Source organism: Microlunatus parietis (assembly GCF_013407955.1).
Taxonomy (GTDB): domain Bacteria; phylum Actinomycetota; class Actinomycetes; order Propionibacteriales; family Propionibacteriaceae; genus Microlunatus; species Microlunatus parietis.
The window spans coordinates 4355892-4370914 of record NZ_JACCBU010000001.1 but is presented as its reverse complement, the minus strand read 5'-3'; the positions used below and the strand labels follow the sequence as shown (position 1 = coordinate 4370914).

15 protein-coding genes and 1 tRNA gene are annotated in these 15023 nt (G+C 67.5%); 8 read left to right on the top strand and 8 right to left on the bottom strand.

All coding sequences use genetic code 11. The features are described 5' to 3' along the window. Positions 1–32: 32 nt before the first annotated feature. Entirely contained in the window at positions 33–716 is a 684-nt protein-coding gene (locus BKA15_RS21000) for a hypothetical protein (protein WP_179754036.1), read from the top strand. Between the two features lie 24 nt (positions 717–740). Here BKA15_RS21000 and BKA15_RS20995 read toward each other — a convergent pair whose 3' ends face one another. Further along, positions 741–1472, bottom strand: a complete 732-nt coding sequence (locus BKA15_RS20995; protein WP_179754034.1) for a hypothetical protein — start codon at positions 1470–1472, stop codon at positions 741–743. A gap of 223 nt (positions 1473–1695) precedes the next feature. Here BKA15_RS20995 and BKA15_RS20990 point away from each other — a divergent pair, with 223 nt between their 5' ends. After that, on the top strand, positions 1696–2475 hold the full coding sequence (locus tag BKA15_RS20990) for a hypothetical protein (RefSeq protein WP_179754032.1): 780 nt from the start codon (positions 1696–1698) through the stop codon (positions 2473–2475). A gap of 38 nt (positions 2476–2513) precedes the next feature. Next, entirely contained in the window at positions 2514–2732 is a 219-nt protein-coding gene (locus BKA15_RS20985) for an ArsR/SmtB family transcription factor (RefSeq protein WP_179754030.1), read from the top strand. Between the two features lie 159 nt (positions 2733–2891). Here the strand turns inward: BKA15_RS20985 and BKA15_RS20980 are convergent, their stop codons facing one another. Both BKA15_RS20980 and nhaA read right to left on the bottom strand, forming a co-directional pair. After that, positions 2892–3341, bottom strand: a complete 450-nt coding sequence (locus BKA15_RS20980; RefSeq protein ID WP_179754028.1) for a hypothetical protein — start codon at positions 3339–3341, stop codon at positions 2892–2894. 499 nt (positions 3342–3840) lie between these two features. Beyond that, complete coding sequence (nhaA, locus tag BKA15_RS20975; protein ID WP_179754026.1) at positions 3841–5145, bottom strand: Na+/H+ antiporter NhaA; 1305 nt, start codon at positions 5143–5145, stop codon at positions 3841–3843. 176 nt (positions 5146–5321) lie between these two features. On the opposite strand from nhaA, the gene BKA15_RS20970 reads away from it, so the two are divergent. Beyond that, on the top strand, positions 5322–6437 hold the full coding sequence (locus BKA15_RS20970; protein WP_179754024.1) for an acyltransferase: 1116 nt from the start codon (positions 5322–5324) through the stop codon (positions 6435–6437). A 271-nt stretch (positions 6438–6708) separates the two neighbouring features. Continuing rightward, the gene (locus tag BKA15_RS20965; protein ID WP_179754022.1) at positions 6709–7671 is read left to right on the top strand and encodes a phosphotransferase enzyme family protein; all 963 of its coding nucleotides are present in this window, start codon (positions 6709–6711) and stop codon (positions 7669–7671) included. A 255-nt stretch (positions 7672–7926) separates the two neighbouring features. Here the strand turns inward: BKA15_RS20965 and BKA15_RS20960 are convergent, their stop codons facing one another. Both BKA15_RS20960 and BKA15_RS20955 read right to left on the bottom strand, forming a co-directional pair. Next, a complete protein-coding gene (locus BKA15_RS20960) occupies positions 7927–8985 on the bottom strand; it encodes a Gfo/Idh/MocA family protein (protein ID WP_312879699.1) in 1059 nt (352 codons plus the stop codon). A 255-nt stretch (positions 8986–9240) separates the two neighbouring features. After that, entirely contained in the window at positions 9241–9900 is a 660-nt protein-coding gene (locus tag BKA15_RS20955; RefSeq protein ID WP_179754018.1) for a TetR/AcrR family transcriptional regulator, read from the bottom strand. A gap of 18 nt (positions 9901–9918) precedes the next feature. On the opposite strand from BKA15_RS20955, the gene BKA15_RS20950 reads away from it, so the two are divergent. After that, on the top strand, positions 9919–10740 hold the full coding sequence (locus tag BKA15_RS20950) for an alpha/beta fold hydrolase (protein WP_179754016.1): 822 nt from the start codon (positions 9919–9921) through the stop codon (positions 10738–10740). Between the two features lie 168 nt (positions 10741–10908). On the opposite strand, the gene BKA15_RS20945 is transcribed toward BKA15_RS20950, so the two are convergent. Continuing rightward, positions 10909–10981, bottom strand: a tRNA-Lys gene (locus tag BKA15_RS20945). A 452-nt stretch (positions 10982–11433) separates the two neighbouring features. On the opposite strand from BKA15_RS20945, the gene BKA15_RS36940 reads away from it, so the two are divergent. Then, positions 11434–12483 carry a neutral zinc metallopeptidase gene (locus BKA15_RS36940; RefSeq protein ID WP_179754014.1) on the top strand — a complete coding sequence of 350 codons (1050 nt, stop codon included), beginning with the start codon at positions 11434–11436 and terminating at the stop codon, positions 12481–12483. Here the strand turns inward: BKA15_RS36940 and BKA15_RS20935 are convergent. Continuing rightward, a complete protein-coding gene (locus tag BKA15_RS20935) occupies positions 12480–13508 on the bottom strand; it encodes a Gfo/Idh/MocA family protein (RefSeq protein ID WP_246322396.1) in 1029 nt (342 codons plus the stop codon). The two genes, BKA15_RS36940 and BKA15_RS20935, sit on opposite strands and share 4 nt — an antisense overlap. Before the next feature lie 99 nt (positions 13509–13607). On the opposite strand from BKA15_RS20935, the gene BKA15_RS20930 reads away from it, so the two are divergent. After that, entirely contained in the window at positions 13608–14579 is a 972-nt protein-coding gene (locus tag BKA15_RS20930; protein ID WP_179754013.1) for a Gfo/Idh/MocA family protein, read from the top strand. Positions 14580–14585: 6 nt separating this feature from the next. On the opposite strand, the gene BKA15_RS20925 is transcribed toward BKA15_RS20930, so the two are convergent. Next, on the bottom strand, positions 14586–15014 hold the full coding sequence (locus tag BKA15_RS20925) for a DnaJ family domain-containing protein (RefSeq protein ID WP_218871502.1): 429 nt from the start codon (positions 15012–15014) through the stop codon (positions 14586–14588). Positions 15015–15023: the final 9 nt, after the last annotated feature.

The following is a 15023-nucleotide window of genomic DNA, read 5'->3' as shown; positions in this document are numbered from 1 at the left end:
CGCGGTCAAACTCGTTCGCCGACCATCGCTGGATGACGTCGCGGAACACGATCGATCGGCTCGGCCTGCTCCTGGCTGCCCGTATCGCTGCCTTCCTGCTGGCCGGAGTCGGAATCCTGGGCGGGCTCGCCTGTTACCTGATTCCCTCGCCGGCCGGATCGATCGGCGGACGGGCGGTGGGATATCTGTTGGGGACGCCGGCGGCCGTGGAGCTTCCCGAGTCGTGCGAATCCGGGCCCGTGCGGCGTCGAAGCGGCGGGACCCGGAACGTCACCTGTAAGGGAGCGACCTGGACGATCGACGGCCGTGAGGAATCGGGCACGCTCTACGGTGAACTGGCGCAGGTCAGCGACGGCGGCTACCTCAAGCACGTGGTGGCCCGGGTGTACGAGAAGTCGGCATACCTGGCGCCGCCGGCACTGGAGTTCAGCGCCGGGATCGCGCCGCCGGTGCTGCTCGGGTTCGGCCTGCTGGCAGGCATCCTCAGCATCCCCTGCTGGCTCCATCCTGGCCTCCGGGAGACGCTGGCCGGCTGGGAGGTCGAGGATGTCATGCTCTGCGCACTCGTCGGGCTGGCGCTGGCCGCCTCGATCGGCGCGATCCCGGGCTTTCTGCTGGCCGATGACGATGAGAACCGGCTCACGGCAGTGGCGGTCGTGGTCGGCTCAGTCATCTGCGTGGGGCTGGGGATACGTCACCGACGCCGCCGGTACTGAGTGGCTGAGCCCACCGTGCACCTGCTATCTGGGAGTGGACGCGCCGGCCTCGATCGCCAGGTGTACCGCCTGCCGGGTCATCGGGCCGATCCGATCGGCCGGGGCGAAGCGGCGTCCGGAGTGGGTCCACAGCAGGAGCAGGCCCAGCGCGGCGTCCAGCCGCCAGCCGTCGAAATCGGACTCGAGCAGCAGTCGTCGCGTCTGCGGGGTGAGCCCGGCTCGAACATGAGCCGGATCGTCGGCGGTGACCCGGAAGCGCCGGTCGAACGCCTCGTCGTCGGTACGGAACCACTGTCCGGGTCGCCACCCGTCATGCGGCTGGCCCAGGCTGGCGGCCTGGACCCAGTACGGCACAGCGGGCAGCCGGACGGCCCACACGGTGTGCAGACGAGTGACCGACGCCCGACCGCTTCCGCTGCCCCGCCCGACCAGCCAGTCGAAGACCTGGATCCGGTGCTCGTCGACTTCGCCGTCCAAGACGTTGAGGATCCGGGAGCTCACGGCCAGGCGCGGCGGATCATCGTCCCGCATGATGCCGCTGAGGATCACGTCGCGCGCATGCCCGGTCGCCTCGGGCAGCCCTTGGACGAGCGCAACACGGTCCGGATCCTCCGTGGTGTACCGCCAGCCCTCGTTCCGGGCCAGCGCCGCCAGGCTCTTCCTCCGCACCTGAAGCGACCGCCGGCCACGGATCCGCGGCACCACCACCGCCACGATGATCAATACGAACACCGCGATGACCACGATCTTCGTCACCAGAGCATCCATGTGATCCTCTCGTCAGCCTCACCGGTTTCGTCCGGACCGGCCGGCCCGGCATCCGTATCATGATCAAGAACCACCGGAGCCGACCGCCAACTGTTTCGGATCCAGCCGAATCGTCGACGACCACGGTCACGGCACCGAGTGCCATGACAACCACGACCGTTAGGCGGCCGTACTGCTGGACGGACCCGTGGGATGCAGAAAAGGGGACGCAATGCTGCGGATCGCATTCACCCTGGCCGATGTGGGACGCGTCAGGATCGCCGACCACCTCGACCCGATGTGGGAGATCGTCCTGAGCTTGCACCAGCTCGGGGCACGGCAGGACCGGACATCGCCGTTCCGCAGCTGGGCCACCTGGATGCGGACCATCGCGCGTCAGCGGGTCGGGGCTGCCGCCGCCAGCCTGTATGACCTGGCGCCGCCCCGGCGCTACTTTCCGGACTTCCTCACGCCCGTCCCGACAACAGCCTGCCTTGACGAGGGCGTCGACGCCGTCCTGCACGTACCCCGCGCCCGTCTGAGCCGGGAACTGGCCAGAGCGATCGGCGATCCACACCGGTCGCCCTGGCCGGCCGGGATCGCCGCGGCGAAACCACGACACCTTCACCGACTCGGGGCCTCCCTGCACACGTACCACGCGAACGCGCTGGCACCGTTCCACGACCAGATCACTGCCCAGCTGGCTGCCCACCGGCGCCAGCTCACCCGGCGCCTTGCCGACGGCGGAGTCGACGCCGTCCTACGGAATCTGGCCCCGGGAATCCGCTGGGAGCCGCCGGTCCTCACCGCGCCGTATCCCGTAGATCTCGACCTGAACCTGGCGGGTCGTGGCATCACCCTGATCCCCTCCTTCTTCTGCCAGGGAAATCCGGTGACCCTGGCGGACCCGGACCTGGACCCCGTGCTCGTCTATCCGATCAACCCGCCGCAGCACTGGATGCAGCCGCAGACCGGCGCCGGTGACGGCATCGACCGACACTTGGGGCGCTGATCGGAACTCCGCGGGCCGCCCTACTGAAGGCCTTGGTGATGCCGCTCGACACCACCCAACTCGCCGCCCGCGCAGGAATCTCCCTCTCCTCGACCAGCGAGCACGGCGCGATCCTCCGCGACTGCGGTCTGGTGACGTCATACCGCGACGGCCGGCACATGATCCACAGCCTCACCCCGCTCGGCCGGCACGTGCTCACCGGAAACCACCGCTGGAGCCCAGCTGCGTCTCGAGCGCCGGAAACCCACCTTCCGTGAGCGGCTGGGTCCTCGGCGATGCTGGTCACTCAATAGATCGCGCAAGCTGAATGAGTTCGTGGCGCGGCGTGTCACGGCTGTGCCGATCGGGAGGACGAGATTCGATCTGCAGCCTGCACGAGCGTCGCGCCGCGGGAGGGACCCCGCTCGGGTGGTGAGTTAGGCGTCCGGGGTGGTTGGCGAGTGGACGAGACTCTGGGTCATGCGCCATACGTCGAGCGCCTTCCGGCGGCGCCTGATCTCGGCCGCGATCAGTCGCCGACGAACCGACAGAATCGCGACCTCGCGCATCGCCATGTTCCTGGTCCGGTTCCGACCGGCCCCGTCGGGCATGCTTACCGTGCGGATCGACTCGTCCACCTGGCGGAGCTGAGTCTCCAGGTCACTCAACGAACAACCGGACAAGTCGGAATCTTCATCAGCACCCGGCATCCCCGGTCGCGCTTCCGCCCAAACGGCACCCTGACGCACGCGTGTCGCAACCGCCGGATCACCTTCGTCCACGATCACGTCCTGGACCGCTTCGGCGAGTTCTTCCCAGTGCCGCACCCAGTCGCCTCTCCCAGCCGCGCGCGCCCGCTCAGCCTCCCGCAGCAGCTGGTCGCGCAACTCGTACAGACTCGGCGTCACTGCCTTCGTCCCGGCTGACCTCATCCTGGCTGCACCCCCTTGATCACCAGGTCCCATTCATCGGCTCACCCGCAGCCACCGCACGCACCAGGATTACCGACCGACCACCGGCAGCGTCAACCCTGTCCAAGGTCACCGACGCCGCAAGGTACCGCATTTCCGCTTGTATCTAAAGGGATGGTTGGGGGCGTGAGCGGCGGCATGCTGATTTCGGGAATTCGCGTCGATGGACTAGGTGCGGCCGGCGGGCCGGTCGTGGCGGCGCCGCTGTCTGGTACCCCAAACGGCGTTAGTCCCCACACAACCGGTAACCAGGAGCAATGCCGCCATCGTGAAGACGACCGCGACCGTGCGGTCGGCACCAGCAACTCGGCTCCTGCGAAACAGCGACTTGGAGCGATTGGTGTCTCGCATTGACACCTCGGGCTGCCCCGCCAGCTGGGCGCAGCCTTGGAGTGGTGGTCGGGTTTCAGGGCCCTCATTGCTCGGGCTCGGGCTGGTCTTCGAAGACGTCAGGCATGCCGTCGCGGTCTCGATCCTGCTCCTCGGCCTCGAGGATCCGGCGGTAGACCCGATTCCGGAGCTTCAGCATGACGGCCGCGATCGCGGCGGCCAGTACGGACCCGACCAGCACGCCGATCTTGACATGCTGATCCCGCACCGAAGCCGGCCCATAGGCGAGATCCCCGATCAGCAGCGACACGGTGAACCCGATCCCGGCCAGCATCGCCAGGCCCACGATGTCGATCCACCGCAGATCCGAGTCAAGCTCGGCACGAGTGAACCGCGCGACCAAGAAGGCAGCTCCGGCGATGCCGATCGTCTTGCCGACGACCAGTCCCAGGACGATCCCCAGCGTCACCGAGTCCGTCAGCGATACCGCTAGGCCCTCGATGCCGCCGATCGTGACTCCTGCTGCGAACAGTGCGAACACCGGCACCGCGAAACCGGTCGACACCGGGCGCAGCACGTGTTCGAACCGATGGGCCAGGCTCGGCTGCTGATCATCTCCGCTCCCCCTGCGGAGGACCGGAACCGTGATCGCCAGCAGCACACCCGCCACCGTGGCATGCACCCCCGAGGCGTGCACCAGGACCCACGTCGCCACGGCGAGCGGCACCAGGATCCACCAGGCAGCGATCCGCCGCTGCACCAGCAGCCCGAACAAGATCAACGGCAACAACGCCGCACCCAGATAGGCGAGTTCCAACTCGCGCGTGTAGAACACCGCGATGATCACGATCGCCAACAGATCGTCGACCACCGCGAGCGTCAGCAAGAAAGTCCGCAACGCCGCCGGGAGATGGGTATTGATCACCGCCAGTACGGCCAGCGCGAAGGCGATGTCGGTCGCTGTCGGAATCGCCCACCCAGCCAGCGCGTCACCGGCGCGCGCGTTCACCGCTACGAAGATCAGCGCCGGCACCGCCATCCCACCGATCGCAGCCGCCACCGGCAACGCCGCGACCCGTGGATTGCGCAGATCGCCGGCGACGAACTCCTGCTTCAGTTCCAGTCCCACCACGAAGAAGAAGATCGCCAACAGCCCGTCCGCGGCCCACGACCCGATACTCAGGTCCAGGTGCAAAAGATCCGGCCCCAGCCGGAGGTCCCGTACCGCGACGTACGACTCCGCCCAAGGAGAGTTCGCCCAGACCAGGGCCACCGCGGCCCCGACGAGCAGCAATCCGCCGCCGACGGTCTCCTGCCGCAGCAACGACCCGATACGAAGCGTCTCCCGCCATGACCCGCGCGCAAACAGGCGCCGCACTCGTGTGCCCACACTCCACCTCCCTGGTCGACAGCACCACCGCCGACCAGACTTCCCGGCACACCGCCAGCCACCCTATCCGCCGCGAACCCCAGACTGCGGAACACTCTTCGCGACGCACGACCCTCGATCGCGGCCTACACCTTTTCGTTGGCTGGCCGTAACCTTCGACGGCCAGGCTCGCTCAGGTGCCTGTGGGACGGCTGACGAACGTGGATCTGATGCGGGTGATCGTGTTCACCTTCGTCATCTCGGCGCACGTCGTCACCTACACGCTGGACCAGGAGGAATTGCCTGTCGCGGCCTGGGGCCTCACCGTCCATTTCGCCCGCTACGCCTTCGTCTTCGTCTCCGCGCTCGTGCTCTGCCACGGCTACCAGGACCGGAACCTGTCGGCCTGCCGGTTCTGGAGACGAAGGCTCGCAGCCGTCGTACCGCCCTACGTACTGTGGACCTTGATCTACTACGGGATCGACACCGCCCAGTACGGTTGGCCAGGCCTCGTCCCCTGGCTCCAGCTCCTGCTGCTCCATCTGGTGTGGGGAACCGAGTGGTACCACCTGTACTTCCTCCTGGTCGCCATCCAGCTCTACCTGGTACTTCCGGCGCTGCGCTGGATGACTGACCAGTGGCCCGCAGCTCACGGATTGATGATCGGGATCGCGGCCGTGATCCAACTCGGCTACATGACGCTGATCAACCTTGTCCCAGCCCCAGCAGGGCCCTGGGTGATCATCTGGGAACACGCCGAGAAGTCACTGCCGCTCTACGCCCTGTTCGCTGTCGGCGGCGCGGTAGCCGCACGCCATCTCGACCAGCTGGAAACCGGGCTCCTCCGGCACTGGCGCCTCCTCGTCCCCATCGGCGTGCTGAGCCTGCTCGGCACACTGGTCGCGTTCAACCTGCGCGCCGCCGGCACAGCAACCTGGTCCGCAGCCGCCGCCAGTTTTCCCTCCGTCTTGCCCTGGGCCGTCGCCGCAACACTGATCTGTCTCCTGGCGAGCACCGCCTGGACCCGACACCACGCAACACCCCGAGGGATCAACCACATCGTCCGCGCCGGCGCACGCCGTGCCTTCGGTGTCTTCCTGATCCACCCACTCTTACTCTGGATCATCGTCATCACCCCGAGCCCCTTGGACCAATTGCCCGGAACCCTCAGTCGAGTCTTGATCATCTTCATCCTCACCATCACCGGCTCACTCGCCGTCGTGGAACTCCTGCTCCACACCTCGCTCAGCAAACCGCTGCTGGGGCGATCCAGAACCACCCGACCATCACAGACCGAACTCCAACCAGGATGACGGGCGCACCCCACCTATCGGACGCAACCACCGGCGGCCGTCAGGGGCAGCGCCTGGTGTGACCGGCGTGAAGCACCGCGGCGCGGACGACGACACCACCAGCCTCCACCGGTCAACGGCGGTGATCTCGTCGACGCGGCCCGGCTCGGCGTCGACCCGCTCACGGCGAAGGTCAGCGGCCTGGCCGGACACCCTGGAGGAAATCGGTGGCCGGTCTCCTGAGTGAATCGCTAGCGTGCGCTGGATGACGAAGACCGCTGATCATCCTCCGGTGCCGGCCGAGGTCCTGGCCGCGTTCGGTCTGCGTTCGGAGCAGGGGTGGCGGCTCGATCATGTTCGAACCCTGCACAACACGGTGTTCAGCCTTCGTCACGAAGCTGATCCTGAACCGTCGTGGGCCCTACGAATGCACGGGATCGGATGGCGCACCGCGGACGAGGTCCGCGCGGAACTGGCGATGCTCGAGTTCCTTGACCAGGAGATGCCGCAGCCTTTCGCCGTTCCACGGCCGCGGCGAACGGAGGCCGGTGATCTGGTGACCGAGATCGACGGGTCGTTGTACTCCCTGTTGGGTTGGGTTCCCGGCCACGCTGCTCGTCCGGACACCGGGTTGGGCGTCGACGCCGTACGGCTGCTCGGCCGCGGTCTCGGCGCACTCCACACGGCCCTCGATCAATGGCCCGGCCCAGCCCCCGTGCATTGGGACGTCGACTCGTTACTCACCGACAACGCCCCCGGCCTGATGGGCAAGAAGTCCGCGATTCTCAACGACGTGCTGTCGGCGGCCGAGTTGGCGCTGTTCGACGAGGTCAAAGACTGCACCCGGCAGGTGTTCGACCGCTCCACGGACTGGGGCATCATTCACGCCGACTACATCCTCGGCAACTGCCACTGGTCCTCGGATGACGGCCATCAACGGCTCGGCATTCTCGACTTCGACGACTTCGGATTCGGGCCACGGTCGTACGATTTCGGGGCCGTTCTGGGAAACCTCCGCGACTTCACCGAAAGCTGGCCGGCCCATGCTGCAGCCTTCGTTGCCGGCTATCGAACAGTGCGTGAGTTGTCGGAATCCGTGGTCGCGACTCTTCCGATCATGATGGCGGCCCGCCACGCATCCATGTGCTTGTCGATCATCGGACACACCGATCTCGACCGTGATCACCTCAGGCTGCGCATGCAGCTGGCTCGTGACTGCCTGGCGGTCGATCCCGCCGCGGTCTTCGCCACCTAGGCGGCAGTCGGCCGGGGCCATCCAAGCAGACCTGATCGTGGCATAGCGGCAGCGCAGAAACGGCCGTTAGAGTCATTCCTGACCCCAGTCCAGCTGCTGGCCGAAGCGTCCGGACCGTCTCCCGAATGAACAGACGTGAGATTCGGCAGACAGCCGGACAGCCCGCTGGCCTACCTGGGTCCCGCCAAGCCCCAACCCGGTCAGGCCGCTCCGCTGTCGTGCCCGCAGACCGTGCCGGCTTCGTAGAGGGCGCCGTCACGTGAGGAGGGCTTCGGGAAAGGCCCGGCCCTGCTGCTTCAGCGCGGCCCGATAGCGCAGTGCCTTGTCGAGGTCGGCGGCTGTGCCGATGGCCGTTGAGCGTCGGCGGGCCGCACACAGCATCTCCTCGGCCGTCCGGGCCGCCGCGACGCTGTCGGCAGCGGACGGCAGATCGACCACCGCCCGGCCCTCGATGACGTCGGCGAACCGCTCGGCCAAGACGTCGAGCCGCTTGCCCTGGTACGGCCCGGCCCGCTGGACCGTGGACGACCGGCCGTGACACTCCACGATGACCTCGGCGAAATCGTGCCGCATCCGGACCACGCCGTGACTGCCGACGACCTCGAACTGACTGCGCGCCGCGACCTGCTCGGCCTGCTGTCCGTACCCGAACGTCTGGGCGATCCGGAACAGAGTCCCGTTCCTGAAATGGCCGTGGACATCGACCCACCAAGGGTCCGGCCAATCCCAGAGCCGGAGCCCGCGAGCGTCCCACTCGGCGAAGTCGCTGCCGGCGTACCAGCACACCAGATCGACGTAGTGCATGCCGCAGTCCCGAAACGGTGGTCCTTCGGGTTGATGGCCCTCGGTCGGCAACAGATCCGGAGTCAGGTGCACGGCCTCGATCGACACCAGCCGGCCCAGTTGGCCGGACCGGACGAAGTCGATCATGAACTGGTGGTACCAGGTGTTGCGATTGAACAGATTGACCACCACCAGGCGCCCACTGGACTCGATCCGTGCCAGAAGCCGCTCCTCCTGAGCGGCATCGGAGCCGAGCGGCTTCTCCGCCAGCACATGCAGACCTTCATCGAGAGCCCGCTCGATCAACCCGGGCCTGGCATCGGCCAACGTGAACACGCCTACAGCGTCGGTGCGCTCGCGCTCCTCCCGCATGAGTCGCAGCCCGTCGGTCCCGACCCGGAGGCCGGGAATCGACTGCTGAGCCCAGGCAAGGGAGTCAGGGTCCCGATCGCAAGCCCATGCCAACTGCCACCGAGGACTCGCCGCCAGTGCTGTGAAATGACGCCGACCCATCCGCCCCAAGCCGATCACACCAATCCGGTACTCCCCCACGATCAGGTCCTCGCCTCCGCATCACGACCCATGCCCAGACTCGCTGCTCGGTACCCAAACGGCGTCGCGCCGAACCAGAGCACGATGGCCTCCGCCTGAGCCTTGGTCACCGGCTCGGCACGCAGGAGCAGCGGGCAGGGGAACGGAATGCAGAGAAGGTCCAATCCCCGCTGAAGGACCCACGCCGGCGCCGCACGTACGGAACTTTCCGAGCTATGCACTTCCTACTCGCGTTCAGGCGGATGTCGCCCTTCGATGGGAACGGCGGGCTTGGGTTTCGTCTGCGGAGTAGGCACGGACGATGGTGGTGGCCGCGGCCTCGGCCACGCCCTGCGCACCGCGTGGGCGCGGTGACCCGCCGAGAAGGCCAGCGTCAAGCGAATCCCCGATGAGCATCCAGAGGAACTGCGAGGCCATGGTCCGAGGGTCGGCGTCGTCCATGATCATCCCGCGTCGTTGCAGCGCGACGAAGTAGTCCTTGAGGGATTCCGTCGTGGCGAGCGTGGTCGCGCGCCGCCAGGCCTCGGCCAAAGATGGATGGCGGGCCTGTTCCGCGATCAGCACCCGACGCATGGCCAGCACCTCCTTGCTGCGTACGGTCCTGACAAGATCAAGACCGATCGCAGTCAAGACCGCGTGAAGCTCGGACGGATCAATCCCCGGATCGAGGGCGGGGCCGCCGGCAGAACGTGAGGCGATCACCCACTCCATGACTCTCCTGAAGAGGTCCTCCTTCGAGCCGAAGTGGCTATAGATCGTCACCTTCGACACGTTGGCTTGCGCGGCGATATCGTCAACGTTCCCGGCCGCGAATCCGTCACGGAGGAACGCCTCCTTCGCGGCGCGCAGGATCGCATCGTGTTTCGCTCCGGAGGGACCGTTTGCACCTGACATGTACTCAAGAGTACAGTCATGGCGGAACTGAACCCGCGAGTACAGGGGAGGGATCGCATGAACGGCCAGTTCACTCGTGACGGATATGTGATCCACTTCGAGACAACGGGGACAGGCCCTCGGCTGATCTGGGTCGACCCCGCACTCGGGTCCAGTGCGATGCGCCCGATGGAAGCCGCGCTCGAGATGCTCACGTCGCGGTTCGAGGTTGTGACCTATGACAGACGAGGACGCGGGTTGAATCGGGAGGCCAGGCCATCGGCACGCGACGAGATCGACGATCTCGCCGGCCTCGTCGCCCACCTCGGTGGCGCGGATATCGTCACGGGATTCTCCTCGGGCGGCGCCCTTGTGCTGCGTGCGGCCAGGCACCTCCGACCAGCGACCATCGCGCTGGTAGAGCCGGCGGTCTCGGACGCCCGGGACGGCAGCGGCTTGCGGGAGCGCATCGATCAGGCCCTCGCTGCCGGCGCTCCCGAGACTGCCGTTCGGGCGTTCTATGACGCGACCGGGACGCCGGAGGAGATCATCCGAACCGTGGTCGAGTCGCCCGCCTGGAAGGATGTCGTCCGCTGCGCCTCGACGCTCCCCGCCGAGCTCGATCTCACCGAAGTCACCGCTGACACCTTGGCCGCCGTACCCACACCGATCCACGTGATCATCAGTGACGGCTCACCGCCGGAGATCACCGGAATGGGAGAGACGCTCGTCAGCCGTGCCGACGCCACGTTGTGGCGAGAACCCGGCAGCTGGCACGGCATCGATCCAACCGCGTTGACGAATCGCCTGACGTCGCTCAGCCAATCTGCAACCGAGAACGGTCCCAGTGGCCAGCCATGAGCATTGACATCCTCGCGGCCGCGCGTGAGCGTCACCTTCGCGCCCCATGACCGCGCCAGCACCGGACCCGCAGCAGCAACCCCGCTTCCCACAAGGGGCACCGTCCGGATTGCTCCGGTTCTCATCCCTTACGGGCATGAATCCCTTATTCTCAAGGGATTCAGCCAGTGGGCCCCGTGGGACTCGAACCCACAACCCGCGGATTAAAAGTCCGCTGCTCTGCCAATTGAGCTAGAGGCCCCGCGCGCGTACGTACTGTACCTGGCACCCTGCCCGGAGACCCAACGGAATCAGGGTCTCGCGACGACCGGGGCCGCCGCGTCAGTGTCTCGTCAGTGGGGAGATCCAGGATCAGGCATCAAGAGTGGATGGGCCGGGCGCGTGGTTAGGATCTGAGACCGAATGCAGGCAGGTGGAGGGAGACCCATGGGCTGGCCCAACCAACCCGGCCCGCCGCCACCGCCGGATCAGCCGCCGTGGGGCCGGCAGCCGTGGAGTTGGAACAAACCGTCCATGCCGCAGCCGGTTCGCCGGCCACCACGCCCTTGGGGACCTGCACCGCAGGCACCCCAGCCGTTGCCGCCCTACCAACAGGCACCGCAGGGCGGCTGGCCGCCGCAGCCACCGGTTCAGCCGCCGCCTCGCCGCAGTGGTGGCGGCATCGCCGCATTGGTGATTATCGGGGTCGTTCTGGTGCTCGTGCTCATCGGCGGAGTCGCCGGGGTCAATCTCTACTTCGATCGGCTGCAGGCGGCGTCCGATCGGCCCGGGCCGGTGTGGTCGCCCCGACCGACGGACGGACCTCGTACGACCAGGGCGCCGCGGCCGTCCGATCCCAAGCCGACGAAGGCGACCAAGGCGCCCCCGCACACGACGGCGCCGCCCCGGACGACCGCTCCGCCGAGGACCACGCGGCCGCCGACCAAGCCGGCCACGACCCGACCGCCGACCACCAGGAAGCCGCCGACGAAGAAGGCCGTGCCGGCACACCTCGAGCCTCAGCGCGGCTACGACGAGGTGCCGCTGCCGGGTTACGGTTCCTCGCTCGCGGAGGCGGCGGAGGTGGCCCGGAGCAATGCGCTGTACGGGCAGAAGGTGTCCAAGTCATCGTGCTCGAAGGTGCCGAGTCTCTACGATCGCCCGTACCCGCGGCTGTCCGAGAAGAGGATGCGCAAGGACCTGCAGAAGATGGCCGACTGCCTGGCGGCGATGTGGCGCAAACCGTTGGCACGGGCAGGATTCCAGGCGACCAAGGTCAAGATCAGCACCTATCTGGGCCGGGTCAAGTCGCCGTGTGGCACCAGCGGCGGGCGGGTGCCGGCGTTCTACTGTTCGGCCAACCAGCAGATCTACGTGGGCCGCGGACTGGGCCACGGCCGCAACGGCTCCGGGCTGCGCTGGTCGGCCTATTTCGACATGATGGGCCACGAGTACGGGCATCATCTGCAGGCCCGGACCGGCATCCTCCTCGCGGCCCACTGGCACGAGTCCACCACACCCCGGTCGGAGTCGTTGGTGATCAGGCGACGGATCGAACTTCAGGCCACCTGCTTCAGCGGCATGGCGATGAAGCAGACCGGGAAGATGAGCCGCTCCTTCCATCGGGAAGTGATCAGCCGCTACTACGGCGACGAGACCCACGGCACCACTGATCATGTCGTCGCCTGGGCGATCCAGGGCTACCGGCACCGGGACATCTATCAGTGCAACACGTTCCGCGCCTCGGCGAAGGACGTTCGTTAGAGCGGTTCCGGCTGGCCCGACTCGATGGACCGGTGTACGGCCTCGAGCAGGGCGATCACGTCGCGGGACGACTGCGGATCGACCAGCGGCCGGTGATCTTGGAGGATGCAGTCGATCATGTGCTGCTGGGCCGCGGTCACCGCACCGCCGCGACGCCCGTGCAGGTCGGCACCGATCGACAGCCGCGGATACTCGTGACCGTCGTCGGTGGTCAGCTGAAGTTGATCATCGACCCGGGGCAGTTGGATCACACCGCGTTCGCCGACCACCTCGATGAACGAGTCGGTCATGGTCGGGAACGCGTCCGGATAGATCCAGCACGACTCGAAGGTGGCCACCGCGCCGCCCTCGTACGTCACCTGGGCCTGGATCGCATCCGGAGTGTCGATCCCGCGGTCCCGCAGCACCCCGGAGACGGCGCTGGCGTACACCCGAACCGGGCGGGCGCCGAGGAACCAGCCAACCAGATCCATGTCGTGGCTGGACAGGAACCAAGCGCAGGTGGTCCGTTCCGACCAGGACAGCATCGTCGTGGGCACGTGGATCCGATCATTCTTCCGGGCGTACGCCAGCCGCGGCCGACCGATCCGGCCGGCCGTGATCTCCGCGTGCGCCTGCGCGTACGCCGGTATCCAGCGGTGGTTGAACGACACCATCAGGGTGCCGGCGGACTCCCGCTCGAGGGCCAGGATCCGGTCCGCCTCGGCGAGTGACGTGGTGAGCGGCTTCTCCACCAGCACGTGCTTGCCGGCAGCCAGCGCGGCCAGGCAGATCTCGGCGTGCAGGTGGTCCGGCGTGGCGACGATCACCAGGTCGATCGACGGATCCGCCAGCAGCTCGGTGTAGTCATCGGTCACGATCGCGATCCGGTACGTCTCCGCCAGCCGGACCGCCGTCTCCCTGGGCAGACCAGCGACCGCGCGCAACCGTACCCGAGGATCCCCGACCGCCGAGGCCGCGTGACTGCTGCCCATGATTCCGGCCCCGATGATGCCGACGCCGACGGTTCCCTGTCTTAAGTTCAAGATCAACTTCCTGCCGCGGGACACCACGTTCGGGACCCCGATTGCATCGAGGGTACGGATCGGCGATGATCAAGGTCAAGCGTGGAACGGGGTGTCTGCATGAAGATCGCCGTCGTCGGCCTCGGCGTGATGGGCCGCCTGCACGCCCGGGTGCTGCTCGGGGAACCGGCCGTGGAATCGGTGGTCGGCGTCGAGACCGATCCGGCCCGGGCCGCCGAGATCTCCGCCGAGCTCGGGGTGGCGGTCCGGGAGACGCTGGACGAGGTGCTGCCCGAGGTCGATGCGGTCTCGGTCACCCTTCCCGATGATCTTCACGTGGCCGCTGCGACCCTCGCCCTGACCGCCGGAAAGTACGTGCTGGTTGAGAAACCGCTGGCCACTTCGGCGGTCGACTGCGAGGCGATCCTGGCCGCCCAGCCGCTGCCGGGCCGGCTGATGGTCGGGCATCTGCTGCGGTTCGACGAACGGCTCCGCGAGCTCAAGCGACGGATCGACGCGGGCGAGTTGGGCCGGCTCCGCTACCTCCGGATCCACCGGGTGAACACCCGTACCACGGCCGACCGGATCGCCGCCCGGGCCTCGGTGACCGCCTTCCTCGGCGTCCACGATCTCGACCTGCTGCACTGGCTCACCGGGCAGGACATCACGTCGGCGGCCGCGGCCGGCCGGCGGGTGTTCGGCAGCTATTCGGACGTCACCGTCGCGACGCTCGATCTCGCGGACGGGACGCTGGCCCTGCTGGAGAACCACTGGCTGCTGCACCCGTCCTCGGCCCGGAGCTGCCTGGCGGGCGTCCAGGTGTTCGGCGACGACGGCTCGGCCCTGGTCGACCTGTCCACCGACGAGCTGGAGTTGATCACCGAGGCGGAGCGGCGGTCGGTACGGATCGACAGCCGCAACTGGACCCACGACCCGCAGGTCTCGGGCGGTTCCCTGCGCCGCGAACTGGCCTCGTTCGTCAACGCGGTCGCGACCCAGACGCCGGTCGAGGTCAGCGGCGAGGACGGGCTGCGCGCGGTTCGTGCGGTCGAACTGGTCGAGGCGGCGGCCACCGCGCCGGAGGGTGCCTGAGGCAGGTCAGGGCCGGACCGGGCGGCCTTCGGCCTCCCGACGAGCACGCCACGCCTCGACGATCGGATCGACCTCGAGGGTCGCGATCGTGATCTTGAGACCGTCCGTGCGGCGGCGCCGGGCGTCGACGATCCGGGTGTTGAGATCGGTCACGATCTCCCGGACCACCTTCTCCGACCGCTCTTCCGCGACGGTGTCGGCGATCTGCTCGATCTCCTTGCGCAGGGCCAGGGTCTCCGGCAGCGGCATGTCCAGCTTCTCCCGCTTCAGGTAGCCCTTGAGCCACCAGTTCGGGTCCTGCCGCCGGCCGAGACCGGGAATCGGCTTGCCGCTGCCAGGAAGATCGTCGAAGTCGCCGCGCTCCTCGGCCTTGCGGATCTGCGCGTCGATCCAGGATTCGCTCATCATGATCACCTCCGACGGGGATCGCCTCATTCTAGCCAA